The sequence below is a fragment of the 'Cynodon dactylon' phytoplasma genome, from assembly GCF_009268075.1.
Classification (GTDB): Bacteria; Bacillota_I; Bacilli_A; order Acholeplasmatales; family Acholeplasmataceae; genus Phytoplasma; species Phytoplasma cynodontis.
On sequence record NZ_VWOH01000001.1, the window covers coordinates 214,180 to 234,168 of the forward strand.

Annotated in this window: 15 protein-coding genes and 1 tRNA gene; 10 read left to right on the top strand and 6 right to left on the bottom strand. The window is 18.6% G+C overall.

The genetic code is table 11. The features are described from left to right. Positions 1–117: 117 nt before the first annotated feature. Positions 118–390 carry a GroES family chaperonin gene (locus F1741_RS01035; protein WP_193310874.1) on the bottom strand — a complete coding sequence of 91 codons (273 nt, stop codon included), beginning with the start codon at positions 388–390 and terminating at the stop codon, positions 118–120. Between the two features lie 586 nt (positions 391–976). Between F1741_RS01035 and F1741_RS01040 the strand changes: the two genes are divergently transcribed. After that, a complete protein-coding gene (locus tag F1741_RS01040; RefSeq protein WP_152309751.1) occupies positions 977–1,960 on the top strand; it encodes a hypothetical protein in 984 nt (327 codons plus the stop codon). A 125-nt stretch (positions 1,961–2,085) separates the two neighbouring features. On the opposite strand, the gene F1741_RS01045 is transcribed toward F1741_RS01040, so the two are convergent. The 4 genes from F1741_RS01045 to F1741_RS01060 all read right to left on the bottom strand — a co-directional run bounded on the left by F1741_RS01045 (position 2,086) and on the right by F1741_RS01060 (position 7,141). Next, positions 2,086–2,177: transfer RNA gene (locus tag F1741_RS01045), tRNA-Ser, on the bottom strand. A gap of 141 nt (positions 2,178–2,318) precedes the next feature. After that, complete coding sequence (locus F1741_RS01050; RefSeq protein ID WP_152309752.1) at positions 2,319–5,615, bottom strand: ATP-binding protein; 3,297 nt, start codon at positions 5,613–5,615, stop codon at positions 2,319–2,321. Between the two features lie 12 nt (positions 5,616–5,627). After that, positions 5,628–6,269 carry a DUF4194 domain-containing protein gene (locus F1741_RS01055; protein ID WP_308506974.1) on the bottom strand — a complete coding sequence of 214 codons (642 nt, stop codon included), beginning with the start codon at positions 6,267–6,269 and terminating at the stop codon, positions 5,628–5,630. Between the two features lie 65 nt (positions 6,270–6,334). Continuing rightward, the gene (locus F1741_RS01060; protein WP_152309754.1) at positions 6,335–7,141 is read right to left on the bottom strand and encodes an HAD family hydrolase; all 807 of its coding nucleotides are present in this window, start codon (positions 7,139–7,141) and stop codon (positions 6,335–6,337) included. 1,037 nt (positions 7,142–8,178) lie between these two features. Between F1741_RS01060 and F1741_RS01065 the strand changes: the two genes are divergently transcribed. The 9 genes from F1741_RS01065 (at position 8,179) to F1741_RS02260 (ending at position 19,427) form a co-directional block, all read left to right on the top strand. Then, positions 8,179–9,279, top strand: coding sequence for a hypothetical protein (locus F1741_RS01065; RefSeq protein ID WP_152309755.1), 1,101 nt, complete (start codon positions 8,179–8,181; stop codon positions 9,277–9,279). Between the two features lie 218 nt (positions 9,280–9,497). Continuing rightward, positions 9,498–10,091: a hypothetical protein gene (locus F1741_RS01070; RefSeq protein WP_152309756.1), complete on the top strand. Its 594-nt coding sequence runs from the start codon at positions 9,498–9,500 to the stop codon at positions 10,089–10,091. 1,238 nt (positions 10,092–11,329) lie between these two features. After that, a complete protein-coding gene (gene nusA, locus F1741_RS01075; protein WP_152309757.1) occupies positions 11,330–12,415 on the top strand; it encodes a transcription termination factor NusA in 1,086 nt (361 codons plus the stop codon). Between the two features lie 295 nt (positions 12,416–12,710). Continuing rightward, complete coding sequence (gene infB, locus F1741_RS01080; RefSeq protein WP_152309758.1) at positions 12,711–14,540, top strand: translation initiation factor IF-2; 1,830 nt, start codon at positions 12,711–12,713, stop codon at positions 14,538–14,540. Further along, positions 14,537–14,884 carry a 30S ribosome-binding factor RbfA gene (gene rbfA / locus F1741_RS01085; protein ID WP_152309759.1) on the top strand — a complete coding sequence of 116 codons (348 nt, stop codon included), beginning with the start codon at positions 14,537–14,539 and terminating at the stop codon, positions 14,882–14,884. Before infB ends, rbfA begins: the two co-directional genes overlap by 4 nt. Positions 14,885–14,900: 16 nt before the next feature. Continuing rightward, positions 14,901–17,072, top strand: a complete 2,172-nt coding sequence (gene priA, locus F1741_RS01090) for a replication restart helicase PriA (protein WP_244609560.1) — start codon at positions 14,901–14,903, stop codon at positions 17,070–17,072. Positions 17,073–17,146: 74 nt separating this feature from the next. Next, positions 17,147–18,073, top strand: a complete 927-nt coding sequence (locus F1741_RS01095) for a tyrosine-type recombinase/integrase (protein WP_425305175.1) — start codon at positions 17,147–17,149, stop codon at positions 18,071–18,073. Positions 18,074–18,096: 23 nt separating this feature from the next. Beyond that, the gene (locus F1741_RS01100; RefSeq protein ID WP_152309760.1) at positions 18,097–18,597 is read left to right on the top strand and encodes a dUTP diphosphatase; all 501 of its coding nucleotides are present in this window, start codon (positions 18,097–18,099) and stop codon (positions 18,595–18,597) included. Positions 18,598–19,223: 626 nt separating this feature from the next. Then, the gene (locus F1741_RS02260) at positions 19,224–19,427 is read left to right on the top strand and encodes a hypothetical protein (RefSeq protein WP_212380307.1); all 204 of its coding nucleotides are present in this window, start codon (positions 19,224–19,226) and stop codon (positions 19,425–19,427) included. A 120-nt stretch (positions 19,428–19,547) separates the two neighbouring features. On the opposite strand, the gene F1741_RS01105 is transcribed toward F1741_RS02260, so the two are convergent. After that, positions 19,548–19,985 carry a DDE-type integrase/transposase/recombinase gene (locus tag F1741_RS01105; RefSeq protein ID WP_280177759.1) on the bottom strand — a complete coding sequence of 146 codons (438 nt, stop codon included), beginning with the start codon at positions 19,983–19,985 and terminating at the stop codon, positions 19,548–19,550. Positions 19,986–19,989 lie beyond the last annotated feature (4 nt).

The following is a 19,989-nucleotide window of genomic DNA, read 5'->3' on the forward strand; positions in this document are numbered from 1 at the left end:
TTTAATATATAAAATATAAATTTAAACTTTATCTTTCAAATTTTATCTTATTCTATAACTTTCATTATATTTTCATTATTTAAATTAGATTATTTATTTATATTTTATCTATATTTTTTATTTATTTATGATGGCTAAAATATCTTCATACTTTATAATTAAGTATTCTTCTTCTTCATTAATTTTAAATTGAGTTCCTGAATAGTTTTTGTAAACAACATTATCATCTTTTTTTAAATCTTTTACTTTAGGACCGAAGTTATAAACAATACCTATTGATTCTTGTTTTTTATTTTTATCAATTCCTGTAATGATTCCGCTTTTTGTTACATTTTCTTCTTTTTTATACTTTAAAACTACATAATCATTTAATGGTTGTATTTTGTTCAAATTAATCACATATTCCTTTCTTTTTTTATTTTTTCAATAACAAGTTTACATAATATAAAAAATATATAAAAAAAATATATATATAAAAAAAATATAATTATAATTTGGTTTAAAATATTTTTTAAAAAATAGATAAAAAAAATTACAAAATTTGACTGAATAAACCTTTTTTGTGCTATCTGTATTTATTAATCTATAAATATATCTTAATATTGAGTCAAATTTTTATTTTTGTTAAATTTTTAATATTTATTAAATTAAAAATTACGATTTTGATTTAGTGTATATTTGCAATTAAACTATTTAACTGCTAAATATTAAAATACACAACTATATTATACATAAATATTTAAATTTTTTTTATTTTTTTTATTGTATTTATTGGGTTTAATGAATTTTCAAAAATGTTTTTTTTTTATTTTGTGATATACTTTTTTATGTTTATTTAAATTGTAAAATTACAAATATAAAGTGTTTTGTTAAACAATAATTTTGAATTATGTTTAAAATCTTCATTTTTTTATTTTTTAGATTTAATTTTTCATCTATTTTTAATTTTTTTAAAAGTAAGAAGAGGTGATTTGTTTTGGAAACAAAAACAGCTAAACAAGGATATAATTTTAAAAAAAAGTTTAAAATTTTTTTTGTTTTTTTATTTTTTTGTTTTTTTGTTTTAGTAAAAACAAATTTTTGTGTATTTGCATCATTGTCTAGTGATGATTATGATGTTCAAGAAGTTGTATTGGAAAATATTGTTCAAAATCAAGATCCAAATCAGAAATATGATACTATTTTAATAGAAAAAGTACAATCATATTTAGATGAAATAGAACAAGTAAAAAAAGATTTATTTAAATTTTTAAAAGAAAATGTTGATACTAAAACAGATATTTCAAATAAGAAAAGTTTTGATTTTATTTTAGACAAAATTAATGAAATTTTAAAAAATACAACTCAAGAAAATATTAAAGATTCTTATTCCAAACTTCAATATACAGTTTCTAATATGTGTTCTAAAAATTTAGACCTTTATTCAGAATTTGCTGCTATTGATACTCCAGATTTAACTGAATTTTTATCTATTAGAAAAATAAAATTTATAGCTACTCATTTTTTTTCTATTGTACAAAATATAAACGATTTGTTAGATTTAGGCGATATTTTTAATCAAACATATAATTCTATTGACAAAATTTATCAATTTATTGGTTCTGATAATATTTCTTTGTTTAAACAAAAATTATCTTTATTGCAAGGATGGAAACAGACAGATCTTGCTAAAATAGAAGGAAATTTGAATAAAATAAAAACAGAGTATGATGAGGTTTTAGAGTCTTATTCGCATTCTACTAATAATAATAATGATAATTCATATAATCCTGAAGATGAATCTTCTAATTCTTCTCAATACAGATCTTTAAATGAGAATGAGAAAGAATATGAAAATTTTATTTTAATATTTATTATTTTTATTTTTGTAATTTTTATTTTTATTTTGCTTTTTATATTTAGTATTTTTGCCAGAAATAAAAAACATAGATCTTATAAAAATAAATTTGATAAAAAATAAATAAAAAATAAAAAAAAGAGGATTTTCATTTAATAAAGAAAGTTTTAAATTTTTTGAAATAAAAAAATAGCTTCATATATGAAGCTATTTTTATTTTATTTTATTTAATTTTTTTAATTATTTTTTGGCGGAGTAGAAGGGATTTGAACCCTTGCACCGATTTTTCGGACTACGTCCTTAGCAGGGACGCCTCTTATAACCACTTGAGTACTACTCCTTGAAGAGTTTTTATAATAAAAAACTAACACTAGTATTTTATTATAAAAAACGTTTTTTTTAATAATAAAAAAACAAAATAACATTATTCTAATATATATTTATATAATTTATATATTTATATATTATATAATTGCGTTTATTATATATATTTTTTTTCATTTTCTATTGTAAAATTTTCTATAACAGCATAATCATCTTCTTTAATAATGATTAAATTAGTTGTGATATGAGGTAAAATATTAATTATTCTCTGAGGAGGTACAGCAATTATAAATTGAATTTTTAATTCATTAAAAAAAGACATCATTGCGTCTATTCTGTTTTCATCCATATTATTAAAAGCTTCATCAAATAAAACTAAACATCCTTTTTCATAGTTATTTTCGAATAATAATTGTTCAAAACAAATAGTAATTATTATATAAAAAGGTACTTGTGTTTCTCCACCTGATTTTTCCCTAAAAACTTTCGAAAATAAAGATAAATTACCTTCTTTATCTTTTATTTGTATATCATAATTTAAATAATTTCTATAATCAAAAAAATCATATATTGATTTTTCATATTCTGTATTAAAAGATGTTATTTTTTCGAATAATTCATCTAATAAAATTTTTTTATAATTTTTTATGTTATCGATAAATAAATCAATTTCTTTTTTATCATCTTTTTCTATATTTTTTTCCATAAATATTGGGTAATATTTTTTATATTCTATGTTTTCAGATGGTTTAGTCATTATTTGATAATAATCATTACCAAAAGGTCTATTTTTTAAAATTTCATTTAATTTTTGAATTTGTTGTTTTGCATTATCTAAACTTTCTTTTAATTTATTGACAAATTCTTCTTTAAATATTATTTCTATTTTGATACTTAATTCTCTAGCTTCTTGTTCATAATTTATTAAATTTTTTAAATTAATCAAATTATATTCTTGAATAAAATATTCTATATTTTCTATTTTAGCTTCTATATTTATTAAATTATTTTGTTCTATATATGAATTCATTTGAGTAATTATTTCTATTTTTTCTTTATTTTGTTGTTTTTCTATCTTTATTAGATTTTCTTTTATGTCGTTTAGTATGAATTCATAGTTGTTTTCATATTTAATATAATAACTGTTTAGTTTAATTTTGGTAGCTTCTATATTTTTAATTTCTTTTTTATCTATTTCTTTTAATTCTTTACTTATTGTTTGTAATTCTTCTTTAGTTTGGATGATTTTGTTTTCTAAAATACTAATTTGATTTGTTTTTTCAGCAATATTAAATAAAATTTGATCTAGTTTTTTTGTGGATTGTTTTTTTTCTTCTTCTATATTTTTTAACTTATTTTCTTTTTGAAATAAATTTGGGTCATTTTGTATCTTTTTGATTTCGTTTTTTATTTTTTGGTTTACAGAAATATATTCTGATAATTCTTTTTGCCATAAAATATAATCTTTAATGTTAAAAGAAGACAAATGACTACTATTTATTAAAAATTCTGATTCTTCAATTTTTTGAAAAATTTCTTGATTTTTTTTGAACTCTTGTTGAATATTATCTTTTTCTTCTATTAGTATTGTTTTTCTTATTTTTCTAGAATTTATACCTATAAAAGGAATTTTATAAGTTTTAGGATTTAATTGTTGTGCAGTAAAATTACTATAAAGCATACCTTGAGGAGTAATAGCAGTTTTGTGATTTTTTAAATTTTGAATATCTAATTCACATATTATATGTGATAATAATAATTTGACGTAATTTAATGCATATTTATGATCTGATTTTATTTTAGAAGCTAAACTATTTTCATTATCTTTGATGAAAGGTATTTGTTCTACATTTACTAATCCTATATCATAAATTTTTTCTTGAGATTGAATTTTTTGATATATATTTAGAGATTGATCAAAAAAACGTGCATCAATTATTAAATTAAATTTTCTTTTTCCTAAAAAACCTTCAATAGAATTTCTCCATATTTCTTCTTTAATTTCTATTAATTCACAAAGAGGATATATAGGAATTGTTTCGTTTGTTATACAAGATAAGTTTTCTTTTATTTTATTTATTAATTTAATAACATTTTGATTATAACTTGGTAAAATGCTGTTTATAATTTCAATATCATTTTGTTTTTGTAAAATTTCTTTTTTTAATTTTTCAATTATTTGATTAATATTATTTTTTTTAATGTTAATAGATATTTTTTCTTTATTTAATTTTTCTGATAATTCAAAAAAAATTTTCTGTAATAATAAATAATTTTGATCTTTTATATTTTTTAAAAAAAAATTTATTTTTTGAATATTTTGTTTAAAAAAATCATCTTCTGTTAAATCTGAAATTTTTTTTAAAATATTCAATTCTTTTTCTAATTTTGTTTCAAAAATGAATATTTTATTTTCTAAATTTTTAATAACATTTTGGTTTTCGTTTTGATTTTTTTCCAAAGAAGATAACAAAATATTTAAATTATCTTCTTTTTTAAATATTTTTAATTTTAATATTTTTTCATTTATTGATTCTAAATCTAAGTTTTGTTTGTTTTTTTGAAAAGATAAATTTTGTATTTCTATTTCTAAATATTTTTTTTTATTTATAAATTGTTTTAAGTTTTCTTCTATTTTTTTTAATAAAATGATTTTATGGATAGAAAGATTAATTTTTTTTTGATTTTGAAGTAATTTTATTTTTTGATTACATTCTATAATTTTTTTTAATTTTTCTGATTTCTTTTTTTCAATTTTAATTTGATTTTCTATTTTTTTTAACTGTTGTACGCTATTTTTTAAACTAATAATATCAATAGGATTTTCTTCTAAAAGAAATTCAAAAACGAAATTTTGTAAGTTTAAAGGTTTAAAAGCTAAAGCTTTAGGTAAAATTTTAACATATTTTGTTATATTGATATTTAGAAATATTTCAAGAGCTTTTTGATAATTTTTTTTAGTATCAAAAAAATCAAAATTATTATCTTTTTTTTTAAAAAAAGAACGTATTTGTTGAATATTTTTAGGTTTATTGTCTGATATTAAAGTTTCTTCTTCTAAATTGGTATTATTTATAATATAGAATTTTTCTTTCAGAATACCATTATATGGTAATTCTAAAACACAACCTAAAATTGTATATTTATTTTGTTTTTCACTATAGAATTCTAAACAAATATGAGTGATAACATCTTTATTTCTTAAAAATTCTTTATTTTCTGCTCCAATTTTACCTTTTATATAATTTTCTAAGGAACGTTTAGCGTTTTCGTTAGCTGCTATATTAAATCTAGTTCCTGATTTACCTCCTATAAGAACGTATTGTAAAGCATCTAATAGAGTTGATTTTCCAGCACCGTTTTCTCCTGAAATTAAGGTATTATCTTTAATATCTATTGTTTGCGATGAAAAAAGATGCCAGTTTATTAATTTTATTTTAGTTAATTTTGTCATTTTTTTATGTTATTATTCTTTATTTTTAATATTCAAATTTAATATTTTTTGATATTGTTGAACTGTTTCTAAATCTATTAAATGCATTATAGTAGGATAAATTTTTATAATTAAATCTTCAGTTAAGTTATTGCTTATGTTTTTATTGTCATAGAAATCTATTATATTATATTTATATAACATAGATAATATTTTTTTCATTTTTTCTTTGGTAATTTTTTTAATTTCTGTATAACCAATATTTCCTAATTCTTTATAAATATCTTGAAGATAAATTTCTATGATAGACATAGATGGGCTAGATTCTTTTTTGTTATAGAATAGAATACATATTGCTAGTAAAACTAAACTTTCTTCTTTATTTAGTTTGAGTTTGTTAAAATTATTTTTACTTTTTATAAAAATAACTTCATTTTCGTTTTTTATTTTTAATTCAAAATCTGCTAATTTGAAAAAAAATGAAAAAATATCTTTATACAAAACTATAAAATGATAATCATTTATATCGGATTTTTTTTTAGAGGTTATGAAATTTACTTGTAGTAGTTTATTTATAATTCTAGAAAAAAATTTTTTTTCTTTTTCTTCTAATTTTTCAAATTTTTTAGAAAATTCATGAGCAGATTTTAATTCTTCATTTGAATCTAATATAATTTATTCTCCTTAATTACTTCTACAATTTTAAATTTTTAAAATATTTATTTATTATTTTAATGAAATTAGACTAATTTTTCTTTTTTAAAAAAATCAAATATTTTATTTTCTTCAATATGAGGTGTTATAAAACTGGAATTTTTTTTTAAAAAATCATATTGACTATTCCCCATAACAATGGAAATATCAGCTTGTTGTAACATTTCTTGATCATTACAACCATCACCAACACAGATTAATTCATGTTTAGGATAATTTTTTTTTATTTTATTAATACCGAAAAATTTATTAATATCTTTTAAAGTGATATCTATGTGTTTTTCCCAATAATACCTATTAAAATGATCTTCTTTATCTAGTATTTTTTTAATTTTATTTGCATCTATTCCGAATATATTTATCATATAAATTCTTTCTTTTAAATGAAATTTATTATCTATAGGTGTTTTGATCATTCTATTCCATTCTTTAATAAATGGTAAGTTTTCAATATTTCCGTTATGAAACAAAGCTTCTTTTTCTTTTCCTATATTGGCTATTACTACTTTATGTAAATTAATTTTTTGAATTAATTCAATAATTTTTTCTTTAGGTATTGGGTTTTCGTCTATAATTTTATTATTCTTTATAGTTACTGCTCCATTCGATATTATAAAATATTTGAAAAAAGGTAATATTTTTTTTATAACATCTAAATTTTTATAATTTCTACCAGTAGCTATACCTAATATTGTATCTGGTTTTTTGGATAATTCTAAAATAAGTTTTTCTGTTTGTGGTAAAACTTCTTTTTTGTTGTTACTGTATAAAGTTTCATCAACATCAAAAAAGAATATTCTTTTTTTATTTATTGTTAGATCCTCCTCATTAATTTATTATTATTATTTTATAAAAAAAAGAAAATAAAAATGATTTTATAAAAAAATAATAATAATGAATTAAAAAAGAATAATAATTACTAATATTATATCAAAAAATATTTAAGACATTATATTTTATTAACTTTTTTGAAAATAACTTAATCAAAATTAAATTGAAAATTTAATAAGGAATAAACATGACAAAAAAAGATATTTATTAAAAAAAAATTTTAAACTTTTTTTTGTTTTAATTTTTTAGATTTGAAACTCTAACTGAATAAAGCAGTGTTATAACAAAAAAAACTTTAAATTCTATTATAGATATATTTTTAATTATTAGTAGACATTTATTAGATACTATCATATATTATAACATATCATCTTAAATCAAAATAAAATCTTAATTAATAAAGAATTAAGAAGTTAATAGATATTCAAAAAAAATCTTAATAATAAAAATAATAATAAATTAAAAAAATTTTTTTCAAATATTTAATTCAGATAAATAGAAAAATTAAAATAAAGTATTTGCTTAAATTATAAATAAATTTTAATTTATAAAATTTTTCTTAATTTTATATAAAACTTTTGGCATTTAATGGAAATGAATTTGGGTAAAATATTTTTTTATTAATAAATCTTCATAAAATTTTAAAATTAATTTAAAGATAACTATTTATTTAAATTTTAGATTATAAAGAAAAAGTTTATTATGAAACAATTGTAACAATTATTAAAAGAAAATTTTTAATGAAAATTATCGTTTATAGTTTGGATATAATAAATTAAAAAAAAATATTTATAATGAAAATACTATATTTTTTTAAATAAAATCGAAAATTGTTTAGAATAAAGTAAATTTTTATGACTAATTAATTTTATTTCTAATTTTATACTATTTTCAATTGACTTTTTTATTATTTAGTTCATAATATCTAAGTTTATAATATTCCCCAGTTTATAATATTCCCAATGCAGTTATTTTAATATCATATATTTTATATCTAGAATAAAAAAAAAAATTAAGAGTAAAGTGAGGTTTTTATTAGATGTTAATATTATTGAAAATTAAAAAAATATGGACTAATTTTAGAATCAGTAATTTAAAAATTTGTTTTTTATTTTTATCTTTGGTTTTTTCAATGAATTATGTTAAGAATTATGTAAATGCTGCTAAATCAAAAATTCAATTCTTAGATAATCAAGTTTTAGGAAATGACAATCAAAATGATAATCAATTATCAGAAATGAGTATTAATCATAATAATGAATATGATGCTTCAACATCAATAGAAAAACATAATTATGAAAAAGGCAAATTTCCAAAAGTGAAAAAATATATTTGTTCTTTATTTTCTTCTGATTCTGTTTTATATAAAAATGAAGAAAAAGAACAAAAATCGAAAGAAATAAATAATTTTTTATCATCTTTAGAAAACAAAAATAATGAATTAGAAAACAAAAATAATGAATTAGAAAACAAAAATAATGAATTAGAAAACAAAAATAATGAATTAGAAATGAAAATTCAGGAATTAAACAATCAGAATAGTTTGTTAAGTAAAAATATTCGTGCTAATAATAAACGCAGAAAGGCCGATCATCGTATAATAAAAAAAAATAATAAAATAAAAAAGATAAAACAAAAGTTTAGCCCATCATCTATTCATAAAACTGTCGTTAAATTTGAAAATTTTATTGAAGAAATAAATGTATTGGTTAATCAATCGATAAACATTAGATTAAAAGAATTAGAAACGAAAGAAGTAAATTCTGAAGAATATAAAAAATTATTAGAATATAAGAGTTTTTTGTTGTTACAACAAAGTTATTTTAAAATGAAAACAAAAATGTTATTAGATTCTAATTTAATGGAAGAGTTTAAAAAAGATATTCAAAATATCATTTTTGATAGTATAGAACATAATAATAAAAATTCTCATATTAAAAAACCATTTATTGATTTTATTTTAAAATTAGATTTTTCTTCTTTTCTGAAAGAATTTAATAAAATGGTAGAAATGAATCGAATAAAAGATATATTAGAAAAAAGATATGATGAAAAATCTGAATATTTAGTAAATTTTGACACTTTTTGGCAACAACAAAGAACTTATTTAGAAAACATGATATTTGCTTGTGAAAATTAAATAAAGTTATTATGTTTGATCCTAACTTCCTATCATTTATTTAATATAAATTTTAATAATATAAAACCAAAAAAAATATTTTTTTTCTCTTTTGGTTTTATATTATATTTTCTTTTTTTAAAGTAAAATAAGAAACTATAATATAATATACATCTAATAATCTTTTTATTTTATTCTGCTCATAATAGATCAAAGAAAGGATTTTGTTAATTTTGAATATGTTACATCGAAGTCGAAAAATTTATAATATAATGTTTTCTTTCTTTACTTTTATTTTGATTTTTTGCATTGTTATTTTGGGAATTATTTCAAAATATGTTTTCGCTATGAAACAAAATTATAAATCCGACCATAATAATAATACTAAAGATTTTTTAAGTAATTTCTCTAATAATCATTATTTTGAAGAATCAGGAAGTTTTTCTCCAAATACTACCAACAATGTCCATTCACAATCTTCAAAAATTAATTTAGATTTATCTTTAACACCATCCTTTTCAGAACAAGAAGAAGAAAATTATTTAGATTTAAATTTAACTTTAAGTTTTAATTCAAAAAACTTGGAAAAAATAATAGAAGAACAAAATCACGAATCAAGACTTAAACATAAAAAAGAAAAACATAATCAATGTCAAAGAACATATCGAAAAAATAATCTAGAAAAAGTTAGAAGTTATGATCGAAGATATTATTTAACGAAATATCCGATAATATTACAAAAAAAGAAAAAAAAAATAGAAGAATTTAAACAACAAAAAGCAGAAAAAATTAGAGAACAAGAATTAGATAAAAATACTATTAAATTTATTTAAATTATAAAATTTTAAAATATCTAAATATATAATTTATTATTATTTTTTTGTTTTATCTTTTTATATATAAAACTCAAATAAATTATTATTGATTTTTTTTGTTTTTAACTTATTTAAAATAAATTTTCAGCGAATTAGATAAAAAAATAATTTTATGTAAAAATAAATTATTAATATTTTTAATAATATTTTATTAAATATGCAAAATAGATATTTAAAAAAATAAATATTGAAAGAATTTTTGTTTTTTTCTAAATAAATCAACTATAAAAACATATATTATATAAAATGTTTTATAAATTGTTTTATATTAAAAGATAAAAGAAGAACAAAAGTTAATTATTTTTTCCAAATATTAAGAAAATATTTTTATTAAGCTAAAAAATATTTATTTTTATTTTTTTGGTAATTGGTAATATATTTTTTATATTTTGAAACAATAAAAAATATTTAATTTTTAAAAATTTTAATATATTTTTTAATATTTTAATGATATTGAGATCTGTTTTGTTTTGAATAAAAAAATTTTGTTTTAGATTTGCTTCTTTTTTTAGAATATTATATATTAACCACTTTTTTATTTTTTATTATTTTTTCATTTATAAAAATAAATTAATAATTAAAAAAATTTTATTTTAGTTTAATCTAATTCATTTTTTTAATTTATTTTAACTCTTTGTGTAAGGAAAAAATATAATTTTTACTATTTTTATTTTTTTTAAAATAAAATTTTTTTTAATATGATAAAAAGTAATGATAAAAATAGATTATTTTATTTATAAATCTTTATTTATAAATATTATTATTGAAGTTTATATTTAATAACAATAAATTAAATTCAAAATTTTAGGATGAAATAAATAAAGAATTTTTAAAAATATTGAAAAATGAAAAAATGAATTTAAATAAATTTATTTGATTTATTTTATTTACTAATGTAGACTTTTAAATGATAGAATTATATAGTATAAGTTATTATAAACACACTGTTAAATTTTATTTGTTTTTAAATGAAATTTTAATTTTTTGATTTTTATTTTTTTTATATAAAATTATGTTTCGTTAATTATGGCAGTAAATTTAATATATAACATGAAATTTAAATAAATATTTTTTATCAAAAAATAAATAATTTAATAAAAACAGTCTATAAATTTTTATATATTTATTATAATTAATATTTATTTAATACAAAATTTATCAAAAGAAAGAAAATTGATTTAATATAAAGAGATTATATGAAAGTTAAAGATTTTTTAGAAAATATAGATAAAATAGCTCAGGATTATGAAATAAGTCGTATACAAACATTAGAAGCTTTAGAAGCAGGTTTAATTTCTGGTTGTAAAAAAAATTATCAAGTTAAAAGTTGTTATGTTTCTTTTGAAAAGGATTATAGCGAGTTTTTTTTATATAGACAATATTTAGTTGTAGATGAATTGAATAATTCAAATGATAAAATTAAGGAAGAAAGTGACAAAATAAATTTTAAAAAGATTAATTTTATTAAATTAAAAGAAGCTCAACAAATAAAAAAAGATATAAAATTAGGAGAAATGTTGCAAATATTAGTTAATCCTAATGAATTTAATTTTTATGCTAGTAAAGATTTTAAAAATAAATTTCATGAAGAAATAATGAAAAGAAGAAGAGAAAATATTTTTAATTTTTTCAAAAGATATGAAAAAAAAATAATAAGTGCTGAAGTTGTTGCTATTAATGAAAATAGTTTTACTCTTCAATTGGAGAAAAATATAAATGTTTTTTTATTAAAGAAAGAAACACTTTTAAATGATAATTTTTATTTAAACGAAAGAATTCAAGTCTATGTAGTAAAAGTACAAGATAAAAATAAAATGCCTGAAATTTTTATTAGCCGTACCAACGAAAATTTTGTAAGAGAAATATTTAAAGAGTTTATCCCTGAAATTCAGGAAGGTATTGTTCAAATTGTAGGAATGAGTCGTGCACCTTCTATAAAAACTAAAATAGGTCTTTTATCTAAGAATAATAGAGTTGATCCTATTGGTTCTTGTATTGGAGAAAAAGGTTCTAGAATTCAAAGTATTCTTAATATTTTAAATGGAGAAAAAATTAATTTATTTTTATGGAGTGATGATATTAAAGAATTAATTACTAATTCTTTAAAACCGGCTCAAATTAATGAAATAGTTTTTGTAGATAAAAATAGAAAAGAAGTTTTAGTTTCTGTTTCACCAGAACAAGCTCCATTAGTTATTGGTAAATCAGGTATTAATTTAAGACTAGCTTCGAGAGCTATTAATTGGAATATCAAAGTAGAAATTTTATCAGAAAAAAAATAAATTTTATTTATTGTATATTTTATTGTATATTTTGTTTATATTTATTTAATTTTTTATAATATCTGAATTATTTATTTGTTTAAACTTTTTTTTATGTTAAACATTATAATTAATTGAAATTAATAATATATATTAATGTATTTTTTTTTATTACTTTATTTTAAGTTAAAAATATATATTTAATATTAATATTAAAATATAAAATCAATTATTAAAATTAAAATTTATTATTTTTATTATAAAATCTAAAAATCTAAAATTTAAAATTAAACATTAAAGGAGAGTGAAATATAGAATGAATAATGATGAAGATAAAAATCAAAAAAATTTGAAAATATTAGAAGAAAATATTCCAATAAATGAATATGTATTTAATCCTAAACATAAAATTAAAGACTTAGCCAAAATTCTTAAAGTTTCTAATTTTTTTTTGATAAAGAAATTTATAGATTTGGGAATGAAAATTAATGTTAATCAATACATCAACAAAGAAATAATAAATTTATTAGCTAATCATTTTAATATAAAAGTTGTTTTTGAAACAAAAAAAAAACCAAATAATAATAATCAAAATAAATGTTTTGAAGAAGAAAAAATAATAAAACGTTCTCCTATAGTTACTATAATGGGTCATGTAGACCATGGAAAAACGACATTATTAGATGCTATTATAAAAAAACGTACAGTTGAAAAAGAATTTGGAGGTATTACTCAACATATTAGGGCTTATGAAATTATATGTGATAATAATGAAAAAATAACTTTTATTGATAGTCCTGGTCATGAAGCTTTTTTTCAAATGCGTTCTAGAGGTGCTAAAGTTACTGATTTTTGTTTATTGGTTGTTGCTGCGGATGATGGAGTAAAAGAACAAACTATAGAATCTATCAAACATGCTCAAGAAGCTCAAGTAGATATTATTGTTGCTATAAATAAGATAGATAAACCCAATAATAATAAAGAAAATATAATGTCTGAGTTATCTAAATTTGGTTTAGTACCTGAAAAATGGGGTGGAAAAACTGTTTATGTTGAAATTTCTGCTTTAAAAAATCAAGGTATAGATGAATTGTTAAGTATTATTATATTGATGAGAGATATAAAGGATATCAAAACAGATTTAAATAAATTACCTAAAGGCGTTGTATTAGAGGCTAGTTTAGATAAAAATAAAGGTCCTGTAGCTACTATTATTTCTTTTCAAGGTATAGTAAAAATAGGGGATTTTATAGTTATTGAAGATTTTTTTGGTAAAATTCGTTCTATAGAATGTGAGTCTTATAAAAAGATAAAAAAAGCTTTTCCTTCTCAACCTATTTTAATTTCTGGATTACCAAAAATACCGGAAGCTGGAGCCAATTTTGTTGTTTGCGAAAATATAAAAGAAGCTAAAAAAATATCTGAAGAAAATAAAAATATTCTTTTGAAAAAAAACCAAAAAGAAGAAAATTTAGATGATATGATTGAAGAAAATGTTTTTGATATAGATAATAAAAAAATAGAAAATTTTTTTAATATTATTTTAAAAACTGATCAACAAGGAAGTATTGAAGCTATTCTTAAATCTTTAGAGCAAATAAAAATTAAAAACGATAATGTTAAAATAAAAATTGTAAAATCTTCAGTGGGTATGATAACTATGAATGATATAAAATTAGCCCAAACATTTAATGCTTTTTTAATTGGTTTTAATATTTTTATTAATAGTGAAATCCAAAAAACAGCATATAATTATAAAATTAAAATGAAAAATTATAATGTTTTATACGAAATTACCGATGATATTGAAAAACAAATTAAAGATATGGAAGAACCTATATTTGAAGATAAATTATTAGGAAAAGCAGAAATTAGAAAAATTTTTAATATTAGTTCTATAGGAGTTATTGCTGGATGTTACGTAATTGAAGGCGAAATTTTGAATAATACTGTTGCTAAGATTATAAGAAATAATAAATTAATAGCTGAAGATAAAATAGTTTCTTTGAAACATTTAAAGAATAATATTTCAAAAGCTAATAAAGGTCATGAATGTGGTATTTTATTAGAAAAATTTAATAGTTTTCAATTAGAAGATATAATTGAATCTTATAAAAAAGAAAAAGTGAAGGATGATTTTGAATGAAAAATATCTCTATCCAAAGAAGAACTAGCTTAATTAAAGAATTAATGGTTGGAATTATTAATAACGTAATTCAAAATGATCAAATAGGTCATATAAGTATTACTGATGTCGAACTTAGTAATGATTTATCTTTCAGTACTATATATTATACTATTTTAAAAGATTCAAAAGAAAATTTATTATTAGTTGCTAATCTTATTAAAGAAAATAAAAAAAGAATTAGATCTCAATTAGCTAATGAATTAAAACAAATTAAAAAAATACCTGATTTAATATTTAAATATGATAGGTCTTATGAAGAAGGTGCGAAAATAGATAAAATTTTAAAAGATCTTAAAGAATAAAAAAAATAAAAAATATATGACTAAAAAAATGTTTGCAGAAATTTTATTATCTATTAGAAAATCCAATTTCGAGGTTTTTTTCGATTATATTATTCCTAATAACTTGATTTCTTTAGCAAAAATAGGCATGAGGGTTATTGTTCCTTTTGGACAAAAAAATACACTTCGTTTAGGATATATTATTAATATCAAAGATCAAAGCAATTTAGCTAATAAATATATTTTTGAAATTCCAGATGAAGAACCTTTTTTGAATGAAGAACTTTTTTTATTAGTAAAAGAAATTTTACAAATACCTTTTATATCTAAAACCAATGCCTATAGTACAATTATTCCAAGCGGCTTTTTAGTTACTTATAAAAATAAAATTTTACCTTTGCAAAAAAAAATGATTCCAATAGAAATAAAAGATTATTTAGAAAAAAAAAAATGGTTTTTAAATACTAAAGATAATTTATTAAAAACAAAAAAGTTTCAAAGATTAATTAAAAATAATATTGTTAAATCTAATGTTGTAATAAAAAATTTTTACACAAAAGATAAAAATATTAAAATTGTTCCAAATTTAAATGAAGATATTTCAAAAACAAATCTTAATTCTTTATTAAGTTTTTCACCTAAATGTGATGAAGTTTATAAAAAAATTGATTTTTGCTCTTCTAATACATATTTATTATATTATTTTGAAAATCAAGATAAAATTAATTTTTATTTAAAAATTATAGAAAAAAATCAAAAAAATCAAAAACAGGTTTTAATTTTAGTTCCTGAAATTATTGTTATTAATTTTTTAGTGAAGAAGATAAAAGATTATTTTCCGTATGTTCAAATTTTTGTTTTAAATAGTCTTTTAAGCAAAAAAGAAAATTATATACGAAATATAAATATAAAGGAACAAAAAAATTTTATTGTTGTAGGAACTAGAAGTGCTATTTTTTCTCCTTTTACAAATTTAGGTACAATTATTATAGATGATGAACATGATGAATCTCTAATTGAAAAAGATAAAATAAATTATGATACTAGAGAATTGGCTAAAATTAGATCTTATTATCATAAAATACCTTTAATTTTAGCTAGTAATACTCCATCATTAGAAAGTTATTATTATGTTAAAAAAAATAAATATCAATTTTTAGATTTATCTGAAAAAAAAAATAATTTTAAAATGAAATTAATCGATATGAAAGAAGAATTGAAAAATGGTAATTTAAATCCTTTTTCTCTTTATTTATTAAAACAAATTAGTATTAGAATTCAGAAAAAAGAAAAAGTTTTGATATTTGTTAATATTAGAGGTTTTGCACCATTTATTTTATGTCGTTTTTGTGGTTATATATTAAAATGTTCAAAGTGTAATATTAGTTTGGTTTTTTTTAAAAAAGAAAATATTTTAAAATGTCGTTTTTGTCGTTATAGTGAAAAATTAACTAAAAAATGTTTACTATGTCAAAAAAAAAGTTTAAAAAATGTAAGTTATGGTATCGAATACATAGAAAGTTTTCTTAAAAAAAAATTTTCTGATGAAATTGGTATTATTAGAATAGATTCAGACTCTATTTCAAGTATTAAAGATTATGAAAAAATTATTAAAAATTTGAATAAAAATAAAAATAAAATTGATTTTTTATTAGGCACAGAAATGATATGTAAAAAAATTGATTTTCCTAAAGTTTCTTTAATTGGTATTATGATGGCAGATGTTTTATTAAATAAACCTTCTTTTAAATCAAATGAAACAACTTTTCAATTAATAACTCAATTAGCTCATCATATTTCTGATAAAAATCAAATAATAGTACAAAGTTATGACATAGAACATTATTCTATTAAGAATGCTGCAAATTATAATTTTCAAAATTTTTTAGAAAATGCTTTAAAAGATAGAGAATTATCTAATAATCCTCCTTTTGTTTTTTTAAGTCAAATATTAATTTATAATAAAAATGTTGTTAAATTATTGAAAGTTGCTTACAAAATAAAGTCTATTTTAGAAAATTATGAAGAATATAATATAAGAGTAATTGGTCCGTCTTTTCCGCGTATATTTAAAAAGAAATATTTTTATAGGGTTGTTTTAACTTTAAAATATAAAAATTGGCCTTTAGATTTAGATTTAGTGAAAAAATATATTGAACAAAATAAAGATACTTTTATTTTTTTTGATTTTTATGCAAATACAGTTTAATTTTTTTAAAAAAATTTTATTTATTAAATAATATTTTTTTTATTTTAAAAATTAATTATTTTAGGATGTTATATGTGAGTTTAATCAATGAATTTGAAATATTTTTAAAAATTGAGTGTAATTATTCTCCATTTACTATTTTAAATTATATTAGCGATGTAAAAGAATTTAAAAAATTTTTAATTAAAAGGAAAATTTCTTTTGAATTAGCAAATTTATTTGAATATAATGAAGCACGTATTTTTATTTCAGAATTAAAAATAAAAAAAATACAAAATATTAGTATTATAAGAAAAATTTCTTCTTTAAGAACTTTTTATAATTTTTTATCAAAAAGATATAATACTAAGAATAATATATTTAACTTAATTAAATTAAAAAAAACTAGTTATAAATTACCAAAAATCGTTACAGAAAACGAAGTAAAAATTTTGTTTAATTCCATTAATTTTAAAGATCATTTTGATTATAGAAATTATTTAATATTAGAAATTTTGTATAGTTGCGGATTGAGAGTTAGCGAATTAGTAAGATTAAAAATAGAAGATATATATTTTGATAATGCCCAAATTTTAATTTGTGGAAAAGGAAGAAAAAATAGATATTTACCTATACATAAAAATTTAATAAAAACTCTTAAATTTTATATTTCTAAAATTAGGAATAATTTTATTCAAAAAAATTTAGATTTAAGTTCGAATAAAGATTTTTTTTTGTTTTTAAATCATAAAGGTAAACCTTTAACTACAAGAGGAGTTAGATTTATTTTGAATAAAATATCAGAAAAAGCAGGTAATAAAAAAATATCTCCTCATATTTTACGACATGCTTTTGCTACTATTTTATTGAATAATGGTGCTGATTTGAGAGTTGTTCAAGAATTGTTAGGTCATTCTAGTTTAAAAACTACCCAAATTTATACTTATATCTCTGATAATTTATTAAAATATAATTTTTTGAAAAAACATCCGAGAAATAATATTTACAAAAAAAATAAATAAAAATAAAAAAAGGAATATTAATAATGAATTTAAAAGATGTTATTTTATTTGAAATAGTCAGTTCGTTTAAAAATAAAAATATTAATCTTCCTAAAAGACAAACATCTTTTAGTGCTGGGTATGATTTTGAGTCAGCAATTGATTTTAAAATCAGTCCTAAAACAATTTTTTTAACCCCTACAGGTATAAAATCTTGTTTTAATAAGGATAAAGTTTTGATGATTTATGCTAGATCTTCTTTATCTTTAAAAAAAAGTTTGATGTTAGCTAATAATGTTGGTATTATAGATAGTGATTATTATAACAATTTAGAAAATGAAGGTCATATTTTTATTCCTTTATATAATTTTTCTGATAAAGAAATTTTTGTTTTTAAAGGCGAAAGAATAGCACAAGGAATTTTTCAAAAATTTTATCTTACTAATGATGATAATTTAAAAAATATGAGTAGAAATCAAAAAAATAAAGTAAGAAAGAGTGGATTTGGTAGTACTGATGTGGACCATCAAAAACGAGACCAATAAAAAGTAGTCTTTTCAACTAAAAAATGAAAAAAATAACTTTTCTAATTTCTAGTTTCCTAAGTCAACTTATTTATTAACTACTGGTATTATAACTAAAAAGAAAAAAAAGTCAACATAAAAAAAGATTAAAAATATTAAGTAAAAATAAAGTAAGAAAAACCAACTATTAAAGTTGGTTTTTTTACTAATCAAATATATCTTTTAAAAAGAATTTTGAAAACTTTTTAATTCCTCATATGATAATAAATTTCCTATTATTCGTAATTAATCTTTCAAAAAAAGAGAAAATCGTATCAAATAATCAATTTTTATGAAAAAAAATGAATACTTAATATTTACTACTACCTAACCCTCTTTCGTTGAGCTACGTTTAAATTTGACATAAAATATGATAAATTTATAGTAAACCTTTTCCTCATTTAAAACATTTCATATTTTAATTCAAATTTCAAAATTTCCTTTTGAAAAAAAAATTTAAAGAAAAAAGAAAGTAACGAAGAAAAAAGAAAAGAAATACATCTAACTTACTTACTATAGTAAGTAAGTTAGATGTATATACTGTTCACTAACGTTCACCCCTATTTTATCTAAAAGAAAACTTTTGGTCAAGTACTTTTTTAAATTTCTTGACAAAAAAAGTAAAAAAAAATAAAAGAGAGAGGTTGAGAGGAAAAAAAAGCTTGGGAGAGCTTTTTTTTCCTCTCTCCCTCTTTAAAAAAAAGCTTTTTAAAAAAAAGAAAAGTATCCAGAAAAAGGAAAGGATACAGAGGGAAAAGCTTAGAGGAGCTTTTCCCTCTTCTCCTTTCTTAAAAAAAATAAAAAATAAATAATATGTAAAATCATTTCAGTATATAAAAAAGAAAAGAAAAAGAAAAAAAAGCAAAAAAAGATATGTGGCCGCCGCGTGCCCGACAGATAAAGCCTCTAAAGTAAAAACCTTTTATTTTGTTTTAAATTCTGTTTTTTTGTTCGTATTGTTTTTTAAACTGAAGAGGCGATAGATAACCTAAGTACTTCAGTTCTCTTTTTTGATTATAATATTGGATAAAAGAGTCTATTTTCTTTTTAATCATTTTAGGATTCAAATCTTCTGGGTTTTCACAATAAAAAAGTTCACTCTTTAAAGTAGCGAAAAATGATTCTATCACCGCATTTTGGGTAGGTGAACTTTTCTCGCTAAAACTATGTTGAATTTTTTTTTCTTTCATAGTTTGTTGTAAAACATTATTGACATATTGAGTACCTTTATCAGAATGAATTATACAATCATCAAGAGTAGCTGGTAATTTTTTTAAAGTATCTAGCACTAATTTCGCATCAGGTTTATCTGATACATGATATGCTAACACTTCTCGGTTAAAAAAATCGATCATTACTGATAAATACATAAAT